We start from the raw sequence: 19,448 nt of genomic DNA on the forward strand, positions 1-19,448 counted from the left end.
CGAAGCTGCGGCGTTGAGTCATCCCGCTTTCACCGCCCACCGGATGGTGAGAATGTGTTTTCGTTCGTCGGTGCCCTTCAGCGCCTGCTCGATCATGTCGAGGTAGTCGTCGGCCTTCTGCCTCAGCGCATCGCGCTCAACCTTGAAATCGTCGTAGAGTGCCTCGGCCCGACGTGCGAGTCGTTGTGCCTCCTTGCGGAGTTTGAGTCGCTCCGAAAGGTCATCGGTCCTGCGCTCGCGGGCGCGGGCGTCTTCTTCTTCCTTGTTGAGCTTGCGCACTTCGGCTTCGTACTTGGCCTTGTGATCCTTTAGTCGTGATTCGACGAGGTCTCCCTGTTCAATGTTGAACTGGGCTGTTCGATTCTGTACCTCGACGTTGAATGCTTCACTTTGTTGCGTGAGCGCAGGCTGCAGGATCGTCGTGTCGATGTGGTCCGAACTGGACACTTCTACGCAGGTGAGATCGAGAAGCTGCTCGACTTGCTCGGCGTCCAGCATCATGCCGCTGTCGGTGCGACCAGCGCCAAGTACATATGACTCGGTGACTGTGTCGTTTCCCGAGCGCATCGTGAACGTCAGCAGCTCGGCAGTCAGGATGCCTTGTTCGCCGACAAGTTCGCGCGTAGAGGCAGCAACACGATCCGAGTCCGCAATAGAGAAGATGAGGTTCGCGGCTGGAGCCTCTTCGGCGAGTGCGGTTTGCACTACGAACTGTCCGAGGTCGCTGCCGTAGCGGTACTGGTGTGCACCACGTTGTGGCTTCGACTTGAAGAAGTACTTCCCGGTCGGAATCCCATCGGCAGGGGCGCGCGTGAGCGTGAAGTTGTGCCCGCCGGAATCGAACTCCGCGAATGAGTCGAGTTGGCGGCGCGTCACCTGCAGCAAGAGCTGCTCAAACTTGTTGAGCACGACCCCCTGTTGGGTGTCGTAGCTCTTGAGCTTGTCCTGCACATTCGGGTCTAGGTTGTCGAACACGCGGGCCCGGGTCGAACTCATCTCTTGGCTGATCTCAGCTTCGTACTGGCGCTCCAGTTCATTGAACGCGTGATTGATCTCATCGGCAGTGCGGCACCGCTCAAGGATCGCGGCGATGGACTTCTCGAAATCGAGTCCGTCCTCGATCGACCCGAGCACCTCGTCAGACGCCCCAAATACGGATGTGAACAGGTTGAACTTCTCGGTGAGGAGCTCAAGGATGCGCTCTTCGGCGAGGTTCCCTTGATTGGAGAAGTTCACGACGATCACGTTGTGTTGCTGCCCGAATCGGTGCACACGACCGATACGTTGCTCGACGCGCTGCGGGTTCCAGGGAAGGTCGTAGTTCACGAGCATCGAGCAGAACTGCAGGTTGATGCCCTCGGCGGCCGCTTCCGTGGCGATCATGATCGTGCCGCGCTCGCGGAACTCGTCGACGAGTGCTTTGCGCCGATCCGCTGACGGGTTGCCCGTGATGAGGTCCGACCCGTCGTTCGCTTCCAACCAGGCACGGTAGATCTCGGTCGCTTCGGGAGAATTGTTTGCGCCGTTGAAGAGCACCAGCCCGTCCCCGCGTCCTGCTTCCCGCAGTGCGGCGGCCAGGTATTCCTGTGTCTTCGTGGAGTCGGTGAAGATGATCGCCTTCTGCGGGGCGCCGATCTCGGCAAGTTTCGCTAACCCCTGGTCGAGGGCGTCCAAGAGCTTGACTGCCTTCTGGTTCACGGTGATCGACCGGGCGAGTTCCGCGTAGGATCGCAGTTCCGCGACCTCGGCTGCGATCTCCTTGCGGGTAGTCTCAACAGCCGCGGATTGCTCGGGCGAAGGGAGTGCGAATAGGGTCGACTCGGATGCCTCGATCTCTTCGTCCGTCATGTCTTCATCGACCAGCGCTCCGCGGTTCGAACGGCGGCGACCGGATTCGAGTTCCGCTTCAAGCCTGTTTGCGACGCCTTCGAGCGTTGACGCGACGGCATACGTGGACGATCCGAGTCGTTTACGCAGAATCAGCGCCGACAGGTGCCGCTGAGAACTCGCGAATGCGTAGAGGAACGGGCGCTGAAGATATGAGTTGACCTTGTTGTAGAGGTCTTGCTCCGCTGGGGACGGCATGAAGCCGAATGTGAGCGGCATGCGTTCGGTAAAGCGAATGTACTTCTGTGCATCCTTGCGAAGCGTCCGTTTCGCAAGGTGCGAAATGCGCATGGAGAGATCATCGTTCCCGTAGTCATCGGGATGGTCGACGTACCGCTCCTTGAACCCCTCGATCGAGTGAAAGAACTCCGGATCAAACACCGAAACGAGGCCATACAGCTCTTCGAGCCGGTTCTGCAGCGGCGTCGCGGTGAGCAAGAGCGACTTCCCAGCCGAGGCCATCACCTCGGCCACAGCCTGTGCAATCTTCGCGTCGCCCTTCCAGAAGGACCGCAGGCGGTGCGCTTCATCCGCGACAACAAGATCCCAATGCCGGGCAAGATCATCGACATTGCGTAATACGAACTCGTATGAGCAGATCAAGACTTCACTCGCCAGACCTGCACTGGGCTTGAGGAGTTGCTCCTTGTTCTTCGAATCGATCAGCTGTGATGGGATCGCGAACTTTTCGTCCAGCTCCTGCCGCCACTGCTGGCGCAGCGACGATGGCGCGATGATCAGGACCCGCCGTTTGCGTTCCGCCCAATACTGGCAGAGCACGATGCCCGCTTCGATGGTCTTCCCAAGACCCACCTCATCCGCCAGGATCACGCCCGGTGAGGTGGAGCTCTGCAGTGCGAAAAGTGCCGCATCGATCTGGTGAGGCTTCGGCTCGACCTGCGCGTCAAACAGCAAACCGGCGAGCTTGCCCACGTGGTCAGACGCGTACGAACGCTCCAACTGGTGCGCGTAGAACTTCGCCTGATGTGCGGTCAGCGATATCGCCAAGATCCAGCCTTACCGGTAGTCGCTGGACAGGTCGGACTCGTACAGTGCCTTCGCGTCATGCACGTCACGGATCGCTTCACGCACCTGGTCACGCTTCAGATCGAGCACCCGGTACACGCCATTCGTCTCGGCCACGGACTCGATTCGCCGGAACTCGTTGCCGTAGTGTTCCGCGAAGTCGGCAAGCCCACGGAGCTTTGGCATCGCATCAGCGAGGTGGTGCCCATGCGGATCGACCAAATCAACAACCACCCCGTTCTGCCCCTCAGCGAAGAAGACGAAATCTGGCCGAAGCGCTTTCCAGTTGCGCGCTCCATCCATGTAGGCGATCGCGAGCGACTCCTTCACCGCGCGATCCGGGTTGCGCCACCATCCAACGAAGCCATTGCGGCCGGACTCGGCCGCGAACACGTGGCGCTCCCACGAGTTCAGCTCAACCGGATAGTCACCGGCATCGGTCACCATCAGATGGTTGCGGTAGACAGGCAGATCGGTCTCAGAGCCGTCGGCCTCGCGTGCCTTGGTTTCTGCCTGCCCGGTCTTTGGGCTGACGAGGCTGATGCGCTCGGGCTCCGTCGACATGCCCTCAAGACGGTCATACTCGGCCTGCTTATCGTCGCTGAGGTTCTTTCGATCGACTCGCGTGTCGGTCAGCCAAGTGCGTGCCAGGCGATCGGCTTCAGCTTCGACACTCACCACGATGTCGGGTACGAGCCCGATCGCCGCGACCTCGATGTATGCCTCAAGCAGGTCGTCTTCGATGGCATCTTCGGGCACCAGGAAGTCCACGTACGACGAGCACAAGGCCGGGCTCAGGTGACGTTCAGCGACCTTGTACGCCTCGGTGATGGCGCGAGTATCGGCAGCGAGTTCGAAGGACGAGTTCACCCACAGTCCACCGCCCAGCCGCGCTCGCAGCTCTTCCCCCGACATCGTCAGCACGTCTTCGCGAGCGCGATCCACCTGCGCCTTGTACTGCATGGCGCGTGATGCGACCACGTTGTTCAGTTCGTCATGTGCGCGTTTGAGTGCCTGGTCGACGACCTTGTCCTTGGTGAGGGCGGCAGCAAGCGCGGTTAACCGTTTGATCGGCTTGCTGCGGTGCTTCGGGATCGTGACCGTGGGCAGTGCTTCGAATTTCTCCCAGACTTCCGCGGGGAGTTCTAGGTTGGGGTGCAACAGCACCGGGTCGAACAGTACCCGGCGCCCTTCGCCGCCTCCACTGTCGCCCTCGTCGTCCTTCGATGTGGCGCCGTGCATGAGCATCTCGGCGACACGCATCGCCGTGGTGCGGTCGAAGTACGGCAGCATGCAGTCAACCGAGTTGAGGACCTCGTTGCCGGGGATACGTCGTGCGAGTGGCGTGCGGATCATGCGCCCAAGAAGCTGTGTGATGTTCGTGGGGTCGGAGGCCGGTCGGAACGACACCAGCACCTCGGCGCGCGGGCAGTCCCACCCCGTCGAGATTGCCGACTTTGCGATCAGCACCCGCACATGCGTGGAGTCCTGTACACGCTGAGGTTCGATGTACGGAATGGTGTAGCCACCGACCTTGAGGTCTTGGTGTTCGCCGAACACGTTTGCGATCGCGCCGTGGTCGAGTTCGGGCCACGACTCCAGGATCGTGTCAATCGTGCGCACCAATGTTTCGTCGCTCGGCTTGTCGGCCATCTGCACGACCAGGAGCGGCACCACGGCGTCAGCTTCCTCCTGCTCTCGCGTGTAGGCATCCCACGCGCGGCCCGCCTCACGAATCTTCTCCACGGCACGCCGCAGCAGCACCGTGTCGAACGCACCTGACTCCGCCGGAATCGACAACACAATGTCGTCCTTCAACAGGCCCGACGCCTGCACCAATGCCGAATCGACCTCGACGCTCGGCAGCGCGGTGCGATTCGTGACCGACTTCATCGCCTGATCGAAGCGTTCCACGGTCGCAGAGATACCGAACACGATCGGAATTGGGGGTACCTGCCCTTGGCCGTTGATGAGCCGCTGCACAATCGTGGAGCGATCACGCTGCGGCTTCATTCCACGGTGCGCCTCATCAAGCACCAGATACAGGGTGAGTTCCTTGTTCTCGATCGTGTTGATGATCGTGTCGTAGATGTTCGACTGCATCTCATCGGGCGCGGGCGTCAGCTCGTCGATCGTGGCGCTCGGATCAAGCCTGGCACCGGCACCCTTCACGAGGTTCGAAGTCTTGCTGAGCTTCTGAGTGTTCAGAAAGTAGACGTGCCCCGGCTGAAACGAAGTCTCACGGAAGTCATTCGTGATGAGCTTCAGACGCCAATCCAGTTCGCTGGATGCTGCCTGAATGCGTGCTCGTGACTGTTCATTCAGTGACGGGTCATCAGAGAACCACAGCACGACCGCACCAGGGTCCGCGGCGAAGTCGAACTCGTCAGAACCCGAAATCAGTGCTTCGATCACCGCAGCTGCCATGACGGTCTTGCCCGCACCAGTCGTCGCCGACAGTGAGAACTGCGAAAGCGACCCGTAGCGCTGGTACATGTCCTTCGCCTGCGCCAGGTTTCTGAGCACATTGCCGACGGCTTCAGCTTGGTAGTCCTTGAGTGTGTACCGCATCAGACTGCCCGCCCCTGGTTGATCTCGAAATTCTGCAGGTACGACTCGTAGAGCCGCACCATGTCAAGCTCCGACGGAAGCTCCCGGCACACCATCTGGAATGCTGCATCGTCGTCCGTGACGACGAATACAGTGCGAACGCTCTCGGCATCGCGCATCGCTGCGAAGAATGCCTCGGCGTTGTCGATGTTCTCCAGCACCGCATACACCTCGGACAAATCCCAGCCGCGGTCACCGAGGTCATCGACGATGCGCCCGGCCGAGCCAGCCCGCAACCACAGCATCGGTGCGATGCGCTCGAACGCACGGTTGTGGCGAACCGAGAGGGGCGACTCGTACGTCAGGGTGAAGAACGCTGCGTTCTCCTCAAAGCCGTCAGCCATCGGAAACTCGTCAGTGAACTTGTAGTCACCCTTGATCGGCTCACCATCTGGCGTTCTGCCGGTGATCGCGGCACGGATGCGTGGCTTCGTGATGTAGTCACAGATGCCCCATTGCTCCCATTCGGGGTCACCGGGGCGCAGTCCCTGCATGCGCAGCCCCTTCTGCTCGTCGGCTCCCACCTCGTTGTTCGTGACCGAAATGCACTGACGGAATCCGTTGTCCTGATGATTCAGTCGCATGACGGCATGTGCTGTGGATCCAGAGCCGGAGAAGTAGTCGAGCACCACTGCGTCTGGCTTGTCCTTGATGAAGAACCGCAACGAATCCTCGACCGCGTATAGGGCTTTGGGGAATGGGAACTTCGCAGAATCCAGTAATCGATTGAGGAGCTGAGAACCATGGTAAGTCGCATCGTGGCTTGAGATATTCCACTGAGTGCCAGGAATAAACTCTCTTTTGTAGTCGCTGGCGTCTACGATCACCTGCCCGCTCTCGGGGTGACGACCTACCACCTCCACTTGACCGGATTGAATCTTCTGGATGCTTCCCCTCTTTAGGTAGCTGATCGGATACCCGTTATCGTTCTTTTGGCCTACGCGCACATAGCCACGCTCGACCAAGTCAAGCAACGCACCAGACGAAATTTGCCAGTTCGCTTCGGTGCCGTCTGGCCTGATCGGCCAAACAATTTCATAGCCATCTTCAGAAACAAGTTGGTTATCCCGGGGCGTGTTCAGGGGCGGGGCGTCGCCCGCGCCGACAATTCTAGGCCCAATGGGATCGACATAGATGGGGTAGAAGAGTCCAGGTCTATCCGAACGCAGTGAGTTGGTTCCACTCCTTCTCAACTGTGACCAGACAATGCCTTGCGAAGCCCCAGTCGTCCCTTTGTTCTTCCCGAGAGCCCAGTCATCGGAAAGTGGGAGGGGCTGCACGAAAGAACCTCCCAGTTGGACGAAGAAGATGTACTCATCGGTGCGATAGAACTGTGATCCCCTGGCAACGCCCTTTTGCGCGATGATGCTAGAGACCATCTGGATTCGCGCTTCAGGGAACATCTGCTCCAACAGCATCCCAAGCCGCAGGTACTCCTTCTCGTCGATCGTGACTATGAGCACGGAGTCTTCGGGGTTCAGGAGTTCGCGCGCCACCAGGAGCCGACGTTCCATGAACGCGAGCCACTTTGAGTGGCGGTAGTCGTCATCGCCTTCGACGTAGTCGTTGTTGTACTTCCAGTCGCGGGCGCCGGTGTTGTAGGGCGGGTCGATGTAGATCGCGTCGATCTTGCCGCGGTGCGTGTAGGTCAGCATTTCGAGGGCGTGATAGTTCTCAGCGTTGATCACCGTATGGAATGGCTTATCGCCGCCACGCTCGACCCGCCCAGTCTCGACGAGGCCTGGGAAGATCTTGTCGTCAAACTCAGCCACGACCACGAGATCATCGAGTGGTGCGGTTCGCCGCTCGGGTGCATCGGTTACGTTCTCAACCAAATGCGCGAGCTGGGCACCGGTCTCATCCGAGGTGAATGACTCCACCCGCCAGAGCCGCGCGTCGCCCTTGGCAGTCTCGCCTCGTGGAGGGAGCACCCGCACTTTCGAGCCACGGCGCACCGGCTGGCCAGGCAGCTCGACAGCTTCGGGCTGGTGGCGTTCGAAGACAAGACCGAAGCTGCGTCGCTTCGTCAGAGCGGTGATCTCTTTTTCGAGATCCGCCCCGAGCTGGGGGTCGGCGCTACGCAGTTGACGGAGTAGATCCGTAAGGCGTGACATCGGCTAATCGTTCTCCTTTGTCGAGGCGCCGCCTTGGCGCACCCACTCGTCAACTTCGCTGACCTGAAACTTCCAGAGGCGACCGACCTTGTGCGCGGGCATGTTCTGGGTGCTGATCCACGCGTACACGGTGTCTTTGGAGACGCCGAGATGGGAGGCAATCTCATCGGCAGAAAGCCATGGCTCAGTCATATCGCCTCCGCGGCGTTTCGGTGGAACAGACGGTACTAAACCGGATCTTATCGGCTACAGGCCAGTTATCTCGGAATGAGTACGGCCTTTCGGTCGCAGCCATGCATCGCGGCAGCATCCGCCCGGGTGGCACGACGAAATCCAGCACGAACGATGACAACCCGGCGTCGCCCCGTTCGGTATGTCGATGTGCATCCACTTACTCATGCCGCGACCGAGTACTGATGATCTGCCCGTCGTTCGGGTGTACTCGGCCGCGGCAACAGGACCGTCGCGTAATCGCGCGCGGCCCGGGTTGATTCGATTCGTCTTCTGACTCAATGGGTCAGGGCGGATTCGCGTTTCGTCGGTTGGAGTGGTGCCAGCTTCTCCGGGTCCAGCTCATGACGGCGGAGCAGTTGAGCGTTCAGGGCGACGATGATCGTGGAGAGCGACATCAGCACGGCGGCTGCGGCCGGTGGGAGCGTGAAACCGATCGGCGCGAGCACGCCTGCGGCCAGCGGCACAGAGATCACGTTGTAGGCGGTTGCCCACACCAGGTTCTGCACCATCTTCCGGTAGGAGGCGTGTGAAAGCTCGATCGCACTCAACACGGCGCGCGGGTCGCTCGATACCAGGACGATGCCTGCCGACTCGATCGCGACGTCGGTACCCGCACCGATCGCGACACCCACATCCGCGCGGGCAAGAGCAGGTGCATCGTTCACGCCGTCGCCAACCATCGCGACCTTGTAACCGCGGTTCTGCAACTCGGCGACCTTGTCGGACTTGTCGCCAGGCAGAACGCCCGCAAAGACCTCATCGATGCCAAGGTCAGCTGCAACCGCATCCGCCACCTGCTGGGCGTCGCCGGTGATCATGCCCACGCGAATGCCACGTCGATGCAGTTCATCGATGGCCGCGCGAGACTCGGGACGAATCACATCTTGCAGCGCGAATGCGCCCTCGATGCGACCGTCGATAACCGCGAAGAGGACGCTCGATCCAAGCGACTCCCATTCGGAGACCTTCGCTTGAATACCCTCGGGGATGGGCAGGCCAAGTGAGTCGAGCAGGCGCGGTCCACCAACCCGCACTTCGACGCCATCCACAGTTGCTGTGACCCCTACGCCCGGCTCGGAACGGAACGCGTCCACCGATGGCATGGCCGATCCGGCAGCGTGTTCCTGCGCCCATGCGCCGATGGCGCGGGCGACCGGGTGCTCGCTGGGAGATTCTGCGGCAGCAGCCAACCGGAAGACGCGCTGCGGGTCGGCGCCCGGGACGACGGTTGCCGCCGTGACCGCGTGGCGACCCTCGGTGAGGGTTCCGGTCTTGTCGAACATGACGACGTCGACGCTGCGCATGCGCTCAAGCGCCAGACGGTCCTTGACGAGAACGCCAGCGCGAGCGGCGCGCTCGGTTGCGATGGAAATCACGAGCGGAATGGCAAGACCCAGCGCGTGCGGACACGCGATGATCAGCACCGTCACGGCGCGAGTGATTGCATCGGCGGGGCTACCGACAATGAGCCACACGATCACGGTGATGATGGCCGCGGTGACGGCGAAGTAGAACAGCAAGGCCGCTGCCCGGTCGGCGAGTGCCTGCGCGCGGGTGGACGATGCCTGCGCATCAGCAACCAGTCGACGAATGCCAGCCAGGGCGGTGTTCTCGCCAACGGCGGTCACACGAACCTGGATTGCGGAGTCGGTGGCGATGGTGCCCGCGGTGACCGCGTCTCCAGCTGTGCGGGTGACGGTCGTTGATTCACCGGTGACCATGGACTCATCCATGTCGGCGAACCCAGTTTCTACAGTGCCGTCGGCGGGCACGCGCCCTCCGGCTCGAACGAGGACGAGGTCACCCGTTGCGACATCGGTGCTCGGTACTTGCTCCACGGTTCCGTCTGCGCGGACCAGCTCTGCGGTATCGGGTAGCAACGCAGCGAGGGCATCAAGAGCGCTGGATGCCCCACCGAGCGCGCGCATTTCCAGCCAGTGCCCGAGGAGCATGATGACCACGAGCAGGGCGAGTTCCCACCAGAAGTCGAGGTCAAGTCCAGCGCCCAGCGACGTGGCCCAGGATGCGAGGAACGCGACGGTGATGGCCATCGCGATCAGTAGCATCATGCCTGGTTGCCGAAGCCGAATCTCCCGCAGCGCGCCCTTCAAGAACGGCATGCCGCCGTAGAAGAAGATGACCGTGCCAAGGACCGGGGCGATCCATGTCGTCCAGCCGGTTTCAGGTATGTGGTAGCCGAATATCATCGCGACCATCGGACTGAAGATGACCACCGGAATCGACAGCACAAGTGTCACCCAGAACCGGTTGCGGAACATCGCGACGCTGTGTCCGGCATGCGCGCCCGGGTCATGATCTGCGTGGGCGTCGTGGTTCGCATGGCCCGCATGGCCCGCATGGGCGTCGTGGGCGGCATGCTGATCCGGACGCGCGTCGGTAGCGGTTTCAGCGTGCGCGTGGTGATCAGGATGCGCCTGTGCCTGATGATGGTCGTGGTGGCCGGATGCGTTGTCCCTAGGTAGCGCCTCCGGCGGGTGATCGCCGTGACCTCCCGAGTGGTCGTGGTGCTCATGGGCTGGATCTCGATGCATGGTGAAGTCCTAATCTCTAGGTGGGTGCGTCGGGCTCGATGCCCCGCTGTTGTCGGGTGGGAGTCGCCGTGTTTCATCGGGCGGCTCCCGAAAATCACGTGAGCTGGAGCGTGGTGATGCAGGTCGCGGCGTCGTTCGCGGTCGAGAACGGGGTCTCGCCGGTCTTCCCGTCGTAAGTCACCTCGATCGTCCCGCTCAGGTCGCGGGGGAGCCAGAACCCAGCGAACCCGTTGTCGAACGTGGTCGTGGTCTCTTCGAGAATCACGTCACCGGTCGCATCGTCGATGAACCGCACCTCGATTTGCTGCGCAGAGAGTTCTCCTCGGCAGGTCGTGAGGCTGTGGTAAAAGCACTCGTGAGTCTGCGACACGAAGGGGGCGACCGAGACATAGGTCACGTCATCCGGCATGTCCAAGGAGACTTCGGTGACGTTGTCGGTCAGGACGAGGGCATCGGGCTGCACGGATGCGATCAAGTCGGCAGGTCGGTCGCTTACGTTCATCCGGTCGAGCGTGTCGATGATCTCCGTCGCCGACATGTCGGTCAGGTTGTGAGAGGCGAGCAGGTCGGCGCCAGGAGTGTCGGGCGCCGCAGGCTCCGGGGCGGAGCACCCAGCAAGCGTAAGAGAGAGGATTGCCGCAGCTGCCGCGGCAAGGGTTGTGAGTCGTTTCATAACGTCGTCGTCTTTCAGTCGAGGCCCGGCTGCGGTCCTGGATAGCCAAGGGTGCGCAACCGGTGCTGTGTGTCGGTGTTGCTGGGGTCGGCGCGTAAATAGCTTCGCGCCGACCCCAGGGGGATGGGTGGTTAGAGGCTCAGCAAGATGTCGCGCATGGTCTCGATCTCACCGTTCTGGGTGTCGATGATCGCCTGTGCCATCGCGACGGCATCCGGATTCACCCCGGAATCGACCTGAGCTTGCGCCATCTCCACGGCACCCTCGTGATGCACGATCATCTGCTCCAGGAACAGTCGGCTTGCGTCGGGTCCAGTTGCGGCTTCGAGTGCCTGCATGTCTTCCTCGGTCATCATGCCGTCCATGTGGCCGCCGTGGCCCATGCTCATGCCATCGGTTGCGGCCTGTGGCATGCCCCAGGTTTCGAGCATGGTGTTGAGCGTGTCGATCTCAGGCTTTTGTGCGGCTTTGATTTCTTCGGCGAGGGTGACAACACGAGGGTCGATGTCATCCTTCGCGAGAATCAGGTCGGACATCTCGACGGCCTGCACATGGTGAGGGACCATCATCTGCGCGAACATCACGTCAGCAGAGTTGAAGTCCTCCGACACTGACGATGGCGCTGTCGAAGTAGCAGGTGCGGGTTCCGCTGGGCCAGTCGTGCAACCGGCAAGGACCAGTCCGGCGGCGAGGATGCCCGGGACAATAAATAGGGTTCGGAGTTTCATGAGTTATTCCAATACGTCGAAGAATTTGGGATCGGCAAAGCGAGGCCATGCGCACGTGGCGCGGCCCCGGTAGACCGATCAAGTTCGACTGATGGAGAGTTCTTGCGGCGATGGCGTCATCGGACGAGGCGCACCGCGGACATGCACTGCGATCTTCAATGCGCGCGCACCGAACCAGTGATCGGTGGCCAATCGCCGGGCAAGAACGAAGAGGAAGAACACACCTGCGGTCAGGAACACGAGCATGCAGATGACCTGGACCATGTCATGTTCGCCGCAGCTCGCTCCGCAGGCGACACCGGGATCCGAAAGTCCATCTGCGTGCGCGGCTGTTGGGTGCTCGCCATGCCCGGAGGTGACCGCCGTCGTGGGGCTTCCAGGCGCGGCTTCAGCGTGCATTATCGACGCCGTTGCAGGTGCGGCCTCGTGGCTCCCACCATGCCCGAAGGCGTGCATGAGTACGGCGCACAGGAGGAGAGCGCCGAGTGCGAATAGCGCAACGAGGAACCGGGGTGGGTGCGGGCTGACCGGACGCGAAGGGGCGGTATTCGCTATCGACATACCTCCACCTCCCGGGCCGGTAAGACTCAAATTGCCTCACCCATTCTATTCAATACCACTCCGCATGATACCTCCCCGGGGTATTCAGCGGGAGTGTGGTTTCTGAGTGGCATGTGCCAAAGGACGGAGCGAGCAGCTGCCCGAGGTCGGCACTCGCGGCGTTGACCTGCGCACTGAACCAAGGTATGCCGTGGAGGTTCTTGTCGCCTGGACTTGATCGATCACGCCGGTCGTTGACACAGGCCAGACCTTCGTCTGTAGCCCCACGCGTCTGGCAGATCGAGGAACGTCGCCTTCCGCGACGAGTTCGTGACGCCTCAGATGCCACATGTTCACCTCCTCCGTAACGGAGGATAGGTGGGCACGAATGACGGTGTCGATGAGGCTGATGTCGGCGGGCGATGGGTACAAGTACCTGTTGCGCACCGTCGCAGCCGGGGACGGTGACCGCGACCTCTCGACGCCGCTGACGCGCTACTACGGCGCCGACGGCACGCCACCCGGCAGGTGGATGGGTGATGGCGTGGCTGCGCTTGGAGGCGGACGACTCCTCGTGGGCGAAGAGGTCTCCGAGGCCCAGCTCCAGCTGCTCATCGGTATGGGCCGCGACCCCATCACGGGCGAACCACTCGGGCGGGCGTATCCGCAATACAAGCCCAGAGCCGATCGGATCGCCGAGCGAGTCGCTGCGCTCGCGCCCGATCTAAGCGCTCCGGCGCGCGGTCGCGAGGTGGCTGCGATCGAAGCTGAAGAGTCAGCGCGGGGCACCCGTCGAGCGGTCGCAGGATATGACTACACGTTCTCGATCCCGAAGTCCGCCTCCGTGCTCTGGGGGTCGCCGACGCTGGGACGCAATCGCTCATCGTTGATGCCCACCATGCGGCGGTTGCAGAGGCGGTTGCGTTCATGGAGCGCGAAGTTGCAGCCACTCGCGCCGGTGCAACCCCGGCGACGGTGCCGTTGCGCAGGTCGACGTACGCGGGTTGATCGCGACGGCATACGACCACTACGACTCACGGGCTGGCGACCCACACCTACACACCCACGTCGTCATCGGCAACAAGGTCCAGACCGTGCTCGACAACAAATGGCGCAGCCTCGACAGCCGCCCGATGCACGCCGCAACGGTCGCGCTCTCCGAGCTTCATGAAGCCGTGTTCGCCGACCACCTCACACGCACACTGGGCGTCGAATGGGAAGCCCGCGAGCGAGGTCGCGACCGAAACCCGGCGTGGAGCATTGCCTCAGTTCCGCAGGCCCTGGTCGATGCGTTTTCATCGCGTTCGAGACACATTGATGAGGAGAAGGATCGTCTCATCGCGGCGTACGTCGAGAAGCACGGCAGGCAGCCATCCAGTGCGAGGATCATCAAGCTGCGTGCTCAGGCGACACTCGCGACGCGGCCGGAGAAGGAGATCCATTCGCTCGCTGACCTCACTGACCGCTGGCGGCAACGCGCTGGGGCGATCCTGGAGGAAGGCGCGACGAGCTGGGCGCGAACGGTTGTCGCCAACGATGCGCCAATGTTGTTACGTGCAGACGATATGCCAGTGGACGTCATCGCGAACCTCGGCTCGAGCGTGGTCGCGACTGTAGGGGAGAAGCGCTCCACCTGGCGACGCTGGAACCTCACCGCCGAGGCGGCCCGCCAGACAATGGGGTATCGCTTTGCGAGCACGCGCGACCGCGAGGCGGTGATCGGCATGGTCGTGGATGCTGCCGAGAGTGCATCATTCCGGTTGACGCCGCCCGAGCTGGCATCCAGTCCCGCAGTCTTCCGACGTGCCGATGAGTCGTCGGTGTTCCGCCCGAAGCATTCCACCGTCTTCTCATCAGGGGAACTGCTCGACGCCGAGGACCGATTGCTGCAGCTCTCACGCACGACGTCGGGCCCCACGATTCCGCTGGCGACCATCGAACGAGTTTCGCGGAAGCCGGACGGTGAGCGACGGATGCTCGGCGTTGATCAAGCATCCGCGCTGGCGGCGATCGCCGTGTCTGGACGTGTGGTCGACGTGCTGGTCGGCCCCGCCGGAGCAGGAAAGACGACAGCGATGAGCGCGCTCCGGCAGGCGTGGGAAAAGGAACACGGCCCCGGCTCTGTTGTCGGACTCGCGCCCTCGTCGGGCGCGGCCGAGGTGCTCGGCGAAGACCTCGGGATCGTGACTGAGAACACCGCGAAGTGGTGGCAGACACACCTCCAAACCGGTGAGACGTTTACCGCGAATCAGCTCGTGATCATCGACGAGGCATCCCTTGCCGGAACGCTGTCACTTGACCGCATCGTCGGGCTCGCGGCGGACACTGGAGCGAAGGTGTTGCTCGTTGGTGACTACGCGCAGCTCCAAGCTGTGGACGCGGGCGGTGCGTTCGGGCTTCTCGCTCACGACCGTGACGACGTCGCCGAACTCGTCGACGTGCACCGTTTCACACACGACTGGGAGAAGCGCGCCTCCTCGACCTCCGCCACGGTCGCGCCGAAGTGCTCGACACCTACGCGGAGCGCGGCCGCATCGTTGAGGGTGACACCGAAGCCATGATCGAGGCCGCGTACGCTGCATGGCGGACCGACCAACTCGTCGGGCGGGCGACCGTGCTCGTCTCTGACTCGAACGAATCGGTCACTGCGCTCAACACTCGTGCACGTACAGCCCTGATCCTCGATGGTGTCGTGCGCGGCCCGCGCGAAGTTGACCTGCACGACGGCACCCAAGCGGCGAACGGCGACGTCGTGATCACGCGTAAGAACGATCGGCGACTTCGGGCAGCTGGAAGCTGGGTACGCAATGGTGACCGCTGGCACGTTCTCGATGTTCGCACGGATGGTTCGATGCTCATTCGACGGGAAGGACGCTCACGAGGAGCCAACCTGCTGCTCCCGGCAGACTACGTCGCCGAGCACGTCGATCTCGGCTACGCTGTCACCTCCTTCCGCGCCCAAGGCCTGACCACTGACACAGCGCATGTACTTGTGGATGCTTCGCTGACGCGCGAGAGCCTGTACGTCGCAATGACCCGGGGTCGCGACGCGAACATCGCCTACGTCGCAGTCGACAAGCCCGATGACTCCCACGTAGGTCCGCACCCCGGCGACCATGGGGAGGCCACCGCACAGAGCGTTCTGAGTGGTGTGCTCCAGCACGTGGGCGCCGAGCTGTCTGCGCACGAAACCCTCGCTGCCGAGCAAGAGCTCTGGGGAACCATCGCCCAGCTCGCCGCCGAGTACGAGACGATCGCCGCTGCCGCGCAGCGCGACCGGTGGGCGTCGCTGATCAGGTCCTCCGGGCTGAGCGCCGAGCAAGCGGAGAGTGTGGTCGATTCTGATGCGTTCGGGCCGCTTACCGCTGAGCTACGCCGGGCTGAGGCTAACAACCACGACGTCGAGCGACTGCTGCCTCGTCTCGTGCGTGCGCGCGACTTCGGTGACGCCGACGACATCGCCGCGGTGCTGCGTCACCGTGTGGCTACTGCAACCACACGACCCGCCGGATCGGGGCGCATCAAGAAGCCCGCGAGGCTCATCGCTGGCCTCATTCCCGAAGCGACCGGTGCGATGAACGAGGAGATGCAACGCTCACTCACGGAGCGTGCGGAGCTGATCGAAGAGCGGGCAGACGCACTCCTCAGCGCGGCAATTACTGATTCAGCGCCATGGTTGACGGCAGTCACCGCCGAGCCTGGCGATCTGCGCAGCCTCAACGTCTGGCGCCGCAACGCTCGCGTGGTCGCCGCTTATCGCGATCGGTACGGAGTCACGGCAGCGACACCTCTCGGGCCCACTCCCGATGCCACAACCCAGAAGGTTGACCGTGCACGCGCTGAGGGTGCGCTTCGCTCGATCGAAGGACTGGCACGATCGTCGTGGGAGGGGTCACGATCAAGCGCCAGACCGGCTGAGGTCCCGAGGCTTTGACCCCGAGACCGTCTCGATGTCGGTGCTGCCCAGTATCCTGGGCGTAACCTTCTCGAACTCCGATCGCTTGCTCGGTCTGCGGAGTACGCGTAGGATTGGGCCTGGACGCGCATTTGCGCTCCACTTCCGAGGCCCGTGTTTCTGACACGGGCCTTCGTGTTTCCTGGAGGAATGATTGTACATCGGCTACTTCGACGAGTTCGGTCACAACGGCCTCTACGTCAGCAGGGAGCACGAGTCGTACAAGACCCATCCAGTATTCGGTCTCGGGGGCTTCATCATCCCGGTGGACAACGTGCGTGAACTCTCCGGCGCGTTCCGATACATCAAAGAGTCCGGACTCAAAGAAGAGATCGACGTCAAGGTGATCTCGCAAGGGAAGAAGGTTGAGCACTGGGAGAAGAAGGGATCGGCCCTCCTCACCACGCAGAACGTTGAGAAGTACCGCGAGGTACGCCGCATCATTGGACGTGTACTCACGAAGCTCGAACAGTTGGACGCAAAGGTCGTCTTCTACGGTCAGGAGAAGCCGCGCGGAGGCCCCGAGGCGATCTCAGAGACCAATGCTAAACGGTACGACCACGCCATGAAGCAGCTCATCCAGCGGATCCACTGGAATCTCCCCGATGGAGAGAATCTCATGATGATCCTCGATAAGCAGGGTGACCGGGAACGTCTCGAAGTGTTCGCGGGTGCGGCCTCGTTCATGTTCTCCCACGAGAACGCCACACGGTTGCTGGAGCCCCCGATGGAGGTTGAGAGCCACCTCTACCAAACAGTGCAGTGCGCAGATTGGATCTGTGCATTGCTGGGCCGCATCGCTGCCTACAAGTTCGACCCTGATTTCGAAGAGTTCAAGTGGGCGCCCAAGTACTTCGGCGATCGTCTTGCACGAGTCACGAGTGACAGCAGCAAAGTCCGTGCTGAAAGCGGCGGCAAGGACCTCTACCCGAGATACATGGGCAACTTCACCACCTGCTATGACCCAGTGCGTGTGCCAGCATCGAGAGGTTCCCTGCAAGCGCTGAAGGATCGCTTCTCAAACCAGTAGCGGACCGGCGCGATTTTCGCTCAGCGAGTAGAATCGAGGTGTGCCACGCACCGCTGGACAGCAGTGGACACACAGCCTGTTTCAGAGTGGCACGCAGAGGGCACGGCCCCGCTGCGGGCCCCGAAGTTCCGCGTGATCACGCGGCCCATGACGAGTACTGGGACTTCTGACCACCCCTGGCCAGGCGATATCTGAAACGGAAATGCCCCGGCGGCTGCTCCTCTCGAGCGGTTCGCCGGGGCGTTTGGCATATGTGCCACACTCGATCACGACACCGAGGAGCGTCCTTATGGCCAGTGCGCGCGTGAAGCAGGGTCGCAGAGCGGCCCGCATCGGCCCGGCATCCGACACGGGACATGGCAGCACTCCCACGCGAACCGCAGCGCGGTGGGGTCTCGCCGTCCTGCTCGGCGCGGCGGGCATCGGACATCTCAGCTGGGGGAGGCGTGGCTTCCGCATCACGGTGCCGGACTGGGCGGTGCGGGTGCTGCGTCTGGACAAGGATGCGATCGTCATTGCATCCGGTGTCGTCGAACTCCTGCTCGCCGCCGCGCTGTTGATGTTGCCGAACGAGCGCACCCGCGTCGGCAGGATCGTCGCGGCATTCTTCGTCGCCGTGTTCCCGGGCAACGTGCATCAGTGGCGTACAGGCCGCTCGGCGCCGCTGCTGGACACCGATCGCCGCCGCTTCATCCGACTGCTCCTGCAGCCCGTCTTCATCGTCTGGGCGCTGTGGAGCACGGCGTCTTTCAACGGCCGCCGACACGGTTCCTGAACGTATACCTCCCGCCGTATGTCACCCCGCGTACGCTGGGAAAAAGCGATCGGCAACTGCCCTTGGCTTCCAAAGCTCAAGGGCTCCGATCGACTGGAGAATCTCATCTCTCTCACTCAGATCGAAACGACCGCGGCGTCGAAGACGACCTACGGTCCGATCCGTCAGACCTATTCCGGCAACGCCGATTTCCCGCCGATGGCACGTGCATACAAAGAGGTCATGCACGTCGTCCGTGAGATGGGGCTGCTGCAGCGCACCCCCATCTTCTACACACTCGTCGGCGCCGCGATCCTGCTCGGCTTCGCAGGCTGCGTGACCGGCTTCATCCTGCTCGGCGACAGCTGGTTCCAGCTGCTGATCGCCGCCGCGCTCGGCATCCTGTTCACCCAGGTCGCCTTCCTCGCGCACGAGGCCGCCCATCGCCAGATCCTGGCCGACGGGCCATCGAACTTCCGCCTCGCCCGCATCCTCGCGGGCGTGGTCGGGATGAGCTACTCCTGGTGGGACTCCAAGCACACCAAGCACCACGGCAACCCGAACATGGTCGGCAAGGACCCTGACATCGAGGTCGACACCATCTCGTTCCTCGAGGAGGATGCGGCACGCTCGCGCGGCGTCATCCGCTGGATCACCAAGCGTCAGGGCTGGCTGTTCTTCCCGCTGCTGACGCTCGAGGGGCTGAACCTGCACCGACTGAGCTTCCAGCACCTGTTCTCACGGGGCACCGTCAAGGGCCGCTGGACCGAACTGGGCATCATCACCCTGCGCTTCGCGCTGCTGCTGACGCCGCTGTTCCTGTTCCTGCCGCTCGGCATGGCCTTCGCCTTCTTCGGTGTGATGGTGGCCGTGTTCGGCGTGTACATGGGCGCATCGTTCGCCCCGAACCACAAGGGCATGCCGATCATCGCCCCCGACGCTCGCTTGGACTTCTTCTCGAAGCAGGTGCGCACCTCGCGCAACGTCACCGGCGGCTGGTGGGCGACCTGGATGTTCGGCGGCCTGAACTACCAGGTCGAGCACCACCTGTTCCCGAACATGTCGCGACTGAACCTCTCGCGAGCACGCGAGATCGTCAAGGACTACTGCTCCGCGAACGACGTGCCGTACACCGAGACGACCGTGCTGCGGTCCTACGGCATCGTCATCCAGTACCTCAACCGGGTCGGCCTCGCCGCGGGCGACCCCTTCGACTGCCCCGTCGCCGCGCAGTTCGGCCGGGCCTGAGCCTCGGAGCGGCTCAGCCGTCCAGCGATCAGGCCGCCGAGTAGCCGCTCCGCGTGAGCGCGCGCCAAAGGCGTGGCGTTCGGAGGCAGAGGGATCT

At 62.4% G+C, this 19,448-nt stretch carries 11 protein-coding genes and 1 pseudogene; 4 read left to right on the forward strand and 8 right to left on the reverse strand.

Going from position 1 to position 19,448, the window contains the following annotated elements:
* Positions 1 to 18: 18 nt before the first annotated feature.
* The 8 genes from QUE33_RS01250 to QUE33_RS01285 all read right to left on the reverse strand — a co-directional run bounded on the left by QUE33_RS01250 (position 19) and on the right by QUE33_RS01285 (position 12,223).
* Positions 19 to 2,820: an SNF2-related protein gene (locus QUE33_RS01250; protein ID WP_286301457.1), complete on the reverse strand. Its 2,802-nt coding sequence runs from the start codon at positions 2,818 to 2,820 to the stop codon at positions 19 to 21.
* Between the two features lie 84 nt (positions 2,821 to 2,904).
* Positions 2,905 to 5,484, reverse strand: a complete 2,580-nt coding sequence (locus tag QUE33_RS01255) for a DEAD/DEAH box helicase (RefSeq protein ID WP_286301459.1) — start codon at positions 5,482 to 5,484, stop codon at positions 2,905 to 2,907.
* A complete protein-coding gene (locus QUE33_RS01260; RefSeq protein WP_286301460.1) occupies positions 5,484 to 7,637 on the reverse strand; it encodes a site-specific DNA-methyltransferase in 2,154 nt (717 codons plus the stop codon). Before QUE33_RS01260 ends, QUE33_RS01255 begins: the two co-directional genes overlap by 1 nt.
* A 3-nt stretch (positions 7,638 to 7,640) precedes the next feature.
* Entirely contained in the window at positions 7,641 to 7,829 is a 189-nt protein-coding gene (locus QUE33_RS01265) for a helix-turn-helix domain-containing protein (protein WP_286301462.1), read from the reverse strand.
* A gap of 317 nt (positions 7,830 to 8,146) precedes the next feature.
* Positions 8,147 to 10,423 carry a heavy metal translocating P-type ATPase gene (locus QUE33_RS01270; RefSeq protein WP_286301463.1) on the reverse strand — a complete coding sequence of 759 codons (2,277 nt, stop codon included), beginning with the start codon at positions 10,421 to 10,423 and terminating at the stop codon, positions 8,147 to 8,149.
* 94 nt (positions 10,424 to 10,517) lie between these two features.
* A complete protein-coding gene (locus QUE33_RS01275; protein WP_286301464.1) occupies positions 10,518 to 10,961 on the reverse strand; it encodes a CueP family metal-binding protein in 444 nt (147 codons plus the stop codon).
* A 266-nt stretch (positions 10,962 to 11,227) separates the two neighbouring features.
* A complete protein-coding gene (locus QUE33_RS01280) occupies positions 11,228 to 11,677 on the reverse strand; it encodes a DUF305 domain-containing protein (protein WP_350226542.1) in 450 nt (149 codons plus the stop codon).
* Positions 11,678 to 11,902: 225 nt separating this feature from the next.
* A complete protein-coding gene (locus QUE33_RS01285; RefSeq protein WP_286301467.1) occupies positions 11,903 to 12,223 on the reverse strand; it encodes a hypothetical protein in 321 nt (106 codons plus the stop codon).
* A gap of 529 nt (positions 12,224 to 12,752) precedes the next feature.
* On the opposite strand from QUE33_RS01285, the pseudogene mobF reads away from it, so the two are divergent.
* The 4 genes and pseudogenes from mobF to QUE33_RS01305 all read left to right on the forward strand — a co-directional run bounded on the left by mobF (position 12,753) and on the right by QUE33_RS01305 (position 19,351).
* Positions 12,753 to 16,298, forward strand: a pseudogene (gene mobF, locus QUE33_RS01290) (MobF family relaxase).
* Positions 16,299 to 16,473: 175 nt separating this feature from the next.
* The gene (locus QUE33_RS01295) at positions 16,474 to 17,349 is read left to right on the forward strand and encodes a DUF3800 domain-containing protein (RefSeq protein WP_084147700.1); all 876 of its coding nucleotides are present in this window, start codon (positions 16,474 to 16,476) and stop codon (positions 17,347 to 17,349) included.
* A gap of 289 nt (positions 17,350 to 17,638) precedes the next feature.
* Positions 17,639 to 18,124 carry a DoxX family protein gene (locus QUE33_RS01300; protein WP_350226486.1) on the forward strand — a complete coding sequence of 162 codons (486 nt, stop codon included), beginning with the start codon at positions 17,639 to 17,641 and terminating at the stop codon, positions 18,122 to 18,124.
* A gap of 18 nt (positions 18,125 to 18,142) precedes the next feature.
* The gene (locus QUE33_RS01305) at positions 18,143 to 19,351 is read left to right on the forward strand and encodes a fatty acid desaturase family protein (protein ID WP_378762087.1); all 1,209 of its coding nucleotides are present in this window, start codon (positions 18,143 to 18,145) and stop codon (positions 19,349 to 19,351) included.
* Positions 19,352 to 19,448 lie beyond the last annotated feature (97 nt).

The organism is Microbacterium suwonense (genome assembly GCF_030296555.1).
GTDB classification, from domain to species: domain Bacteria; phylum Actinomycetota; class Actinomycetes; order Actinomycetales; family Microbacteriaceae; genus Microbacterium; species Microbacterium suwonense.

Bases quoted from the DNA above. Each gene is read 5' to 3' on its own strand.
- QUE33_RS01305 (WP_378762087.1), top strand. From the start codon at position 18,143: ATGTCACCCCGCGTACGCTGGGAAAAAGCGATCGGCAACTGCCCTTGG.
- QUE33_RS01300 (WP_350226486.1), top strand. From the start codon at position 17,639: ATGGCCAGTGCGCGCGTGAAGCAGGGTCGCAGAGCGGCCCGCATCGGC.
- QUE33_RS01285 (WP_286301467.1), bottom strand. From the start codon at position 12,223: ATGCACGCTGAAGCCGCGCCTGGAAGCCCCACGACGGCGGTCACCTCC.
- QUE33_RS01280 (WP_350226542.1), bottom strand. From the start codon at position 11,677: ATGTTCGCGCAGATGATGGTCCCTCACCATGTGCAGGCCGTCGAGATG.
- QUE33_RS01275 (WP_286301464.1), bottom strand. From the start codon at position 10,961: ATGTCGGCGACGGAGATCATCGACACGCTCGACCGGATGAACGTAAGC.
- QUE33_RS01260 (WP_286301460.1), bottom strand. From the start codon at position 7,637: ATGTCACGCCTTACGGATCTACTCCGTCAACTGCGTAGCGCCGACCCC.
- QUE33_RS01255 (WP_286301459.1), bottom strand. From the start codon at position 5,484: ATGCGGTACACACTCAAGGACTACCAAGCTGAAGCCGTCGGCAATGTG.
- QUE33_RS01270 (WP_286301463.1), bottom strand. From the start codon at position 10,423: ATGCATCGAGATCCAGCCCATGAGCACCACGACCACTCGGGAGGTCAC.
- QUE33_RS01265 (WP_286301462.1), bottom strand. From the start codon at position 7,829: ATGACTGAGCCATGGCTTTCTGCCGATGAGATTGCCTCCCATCTCGGC.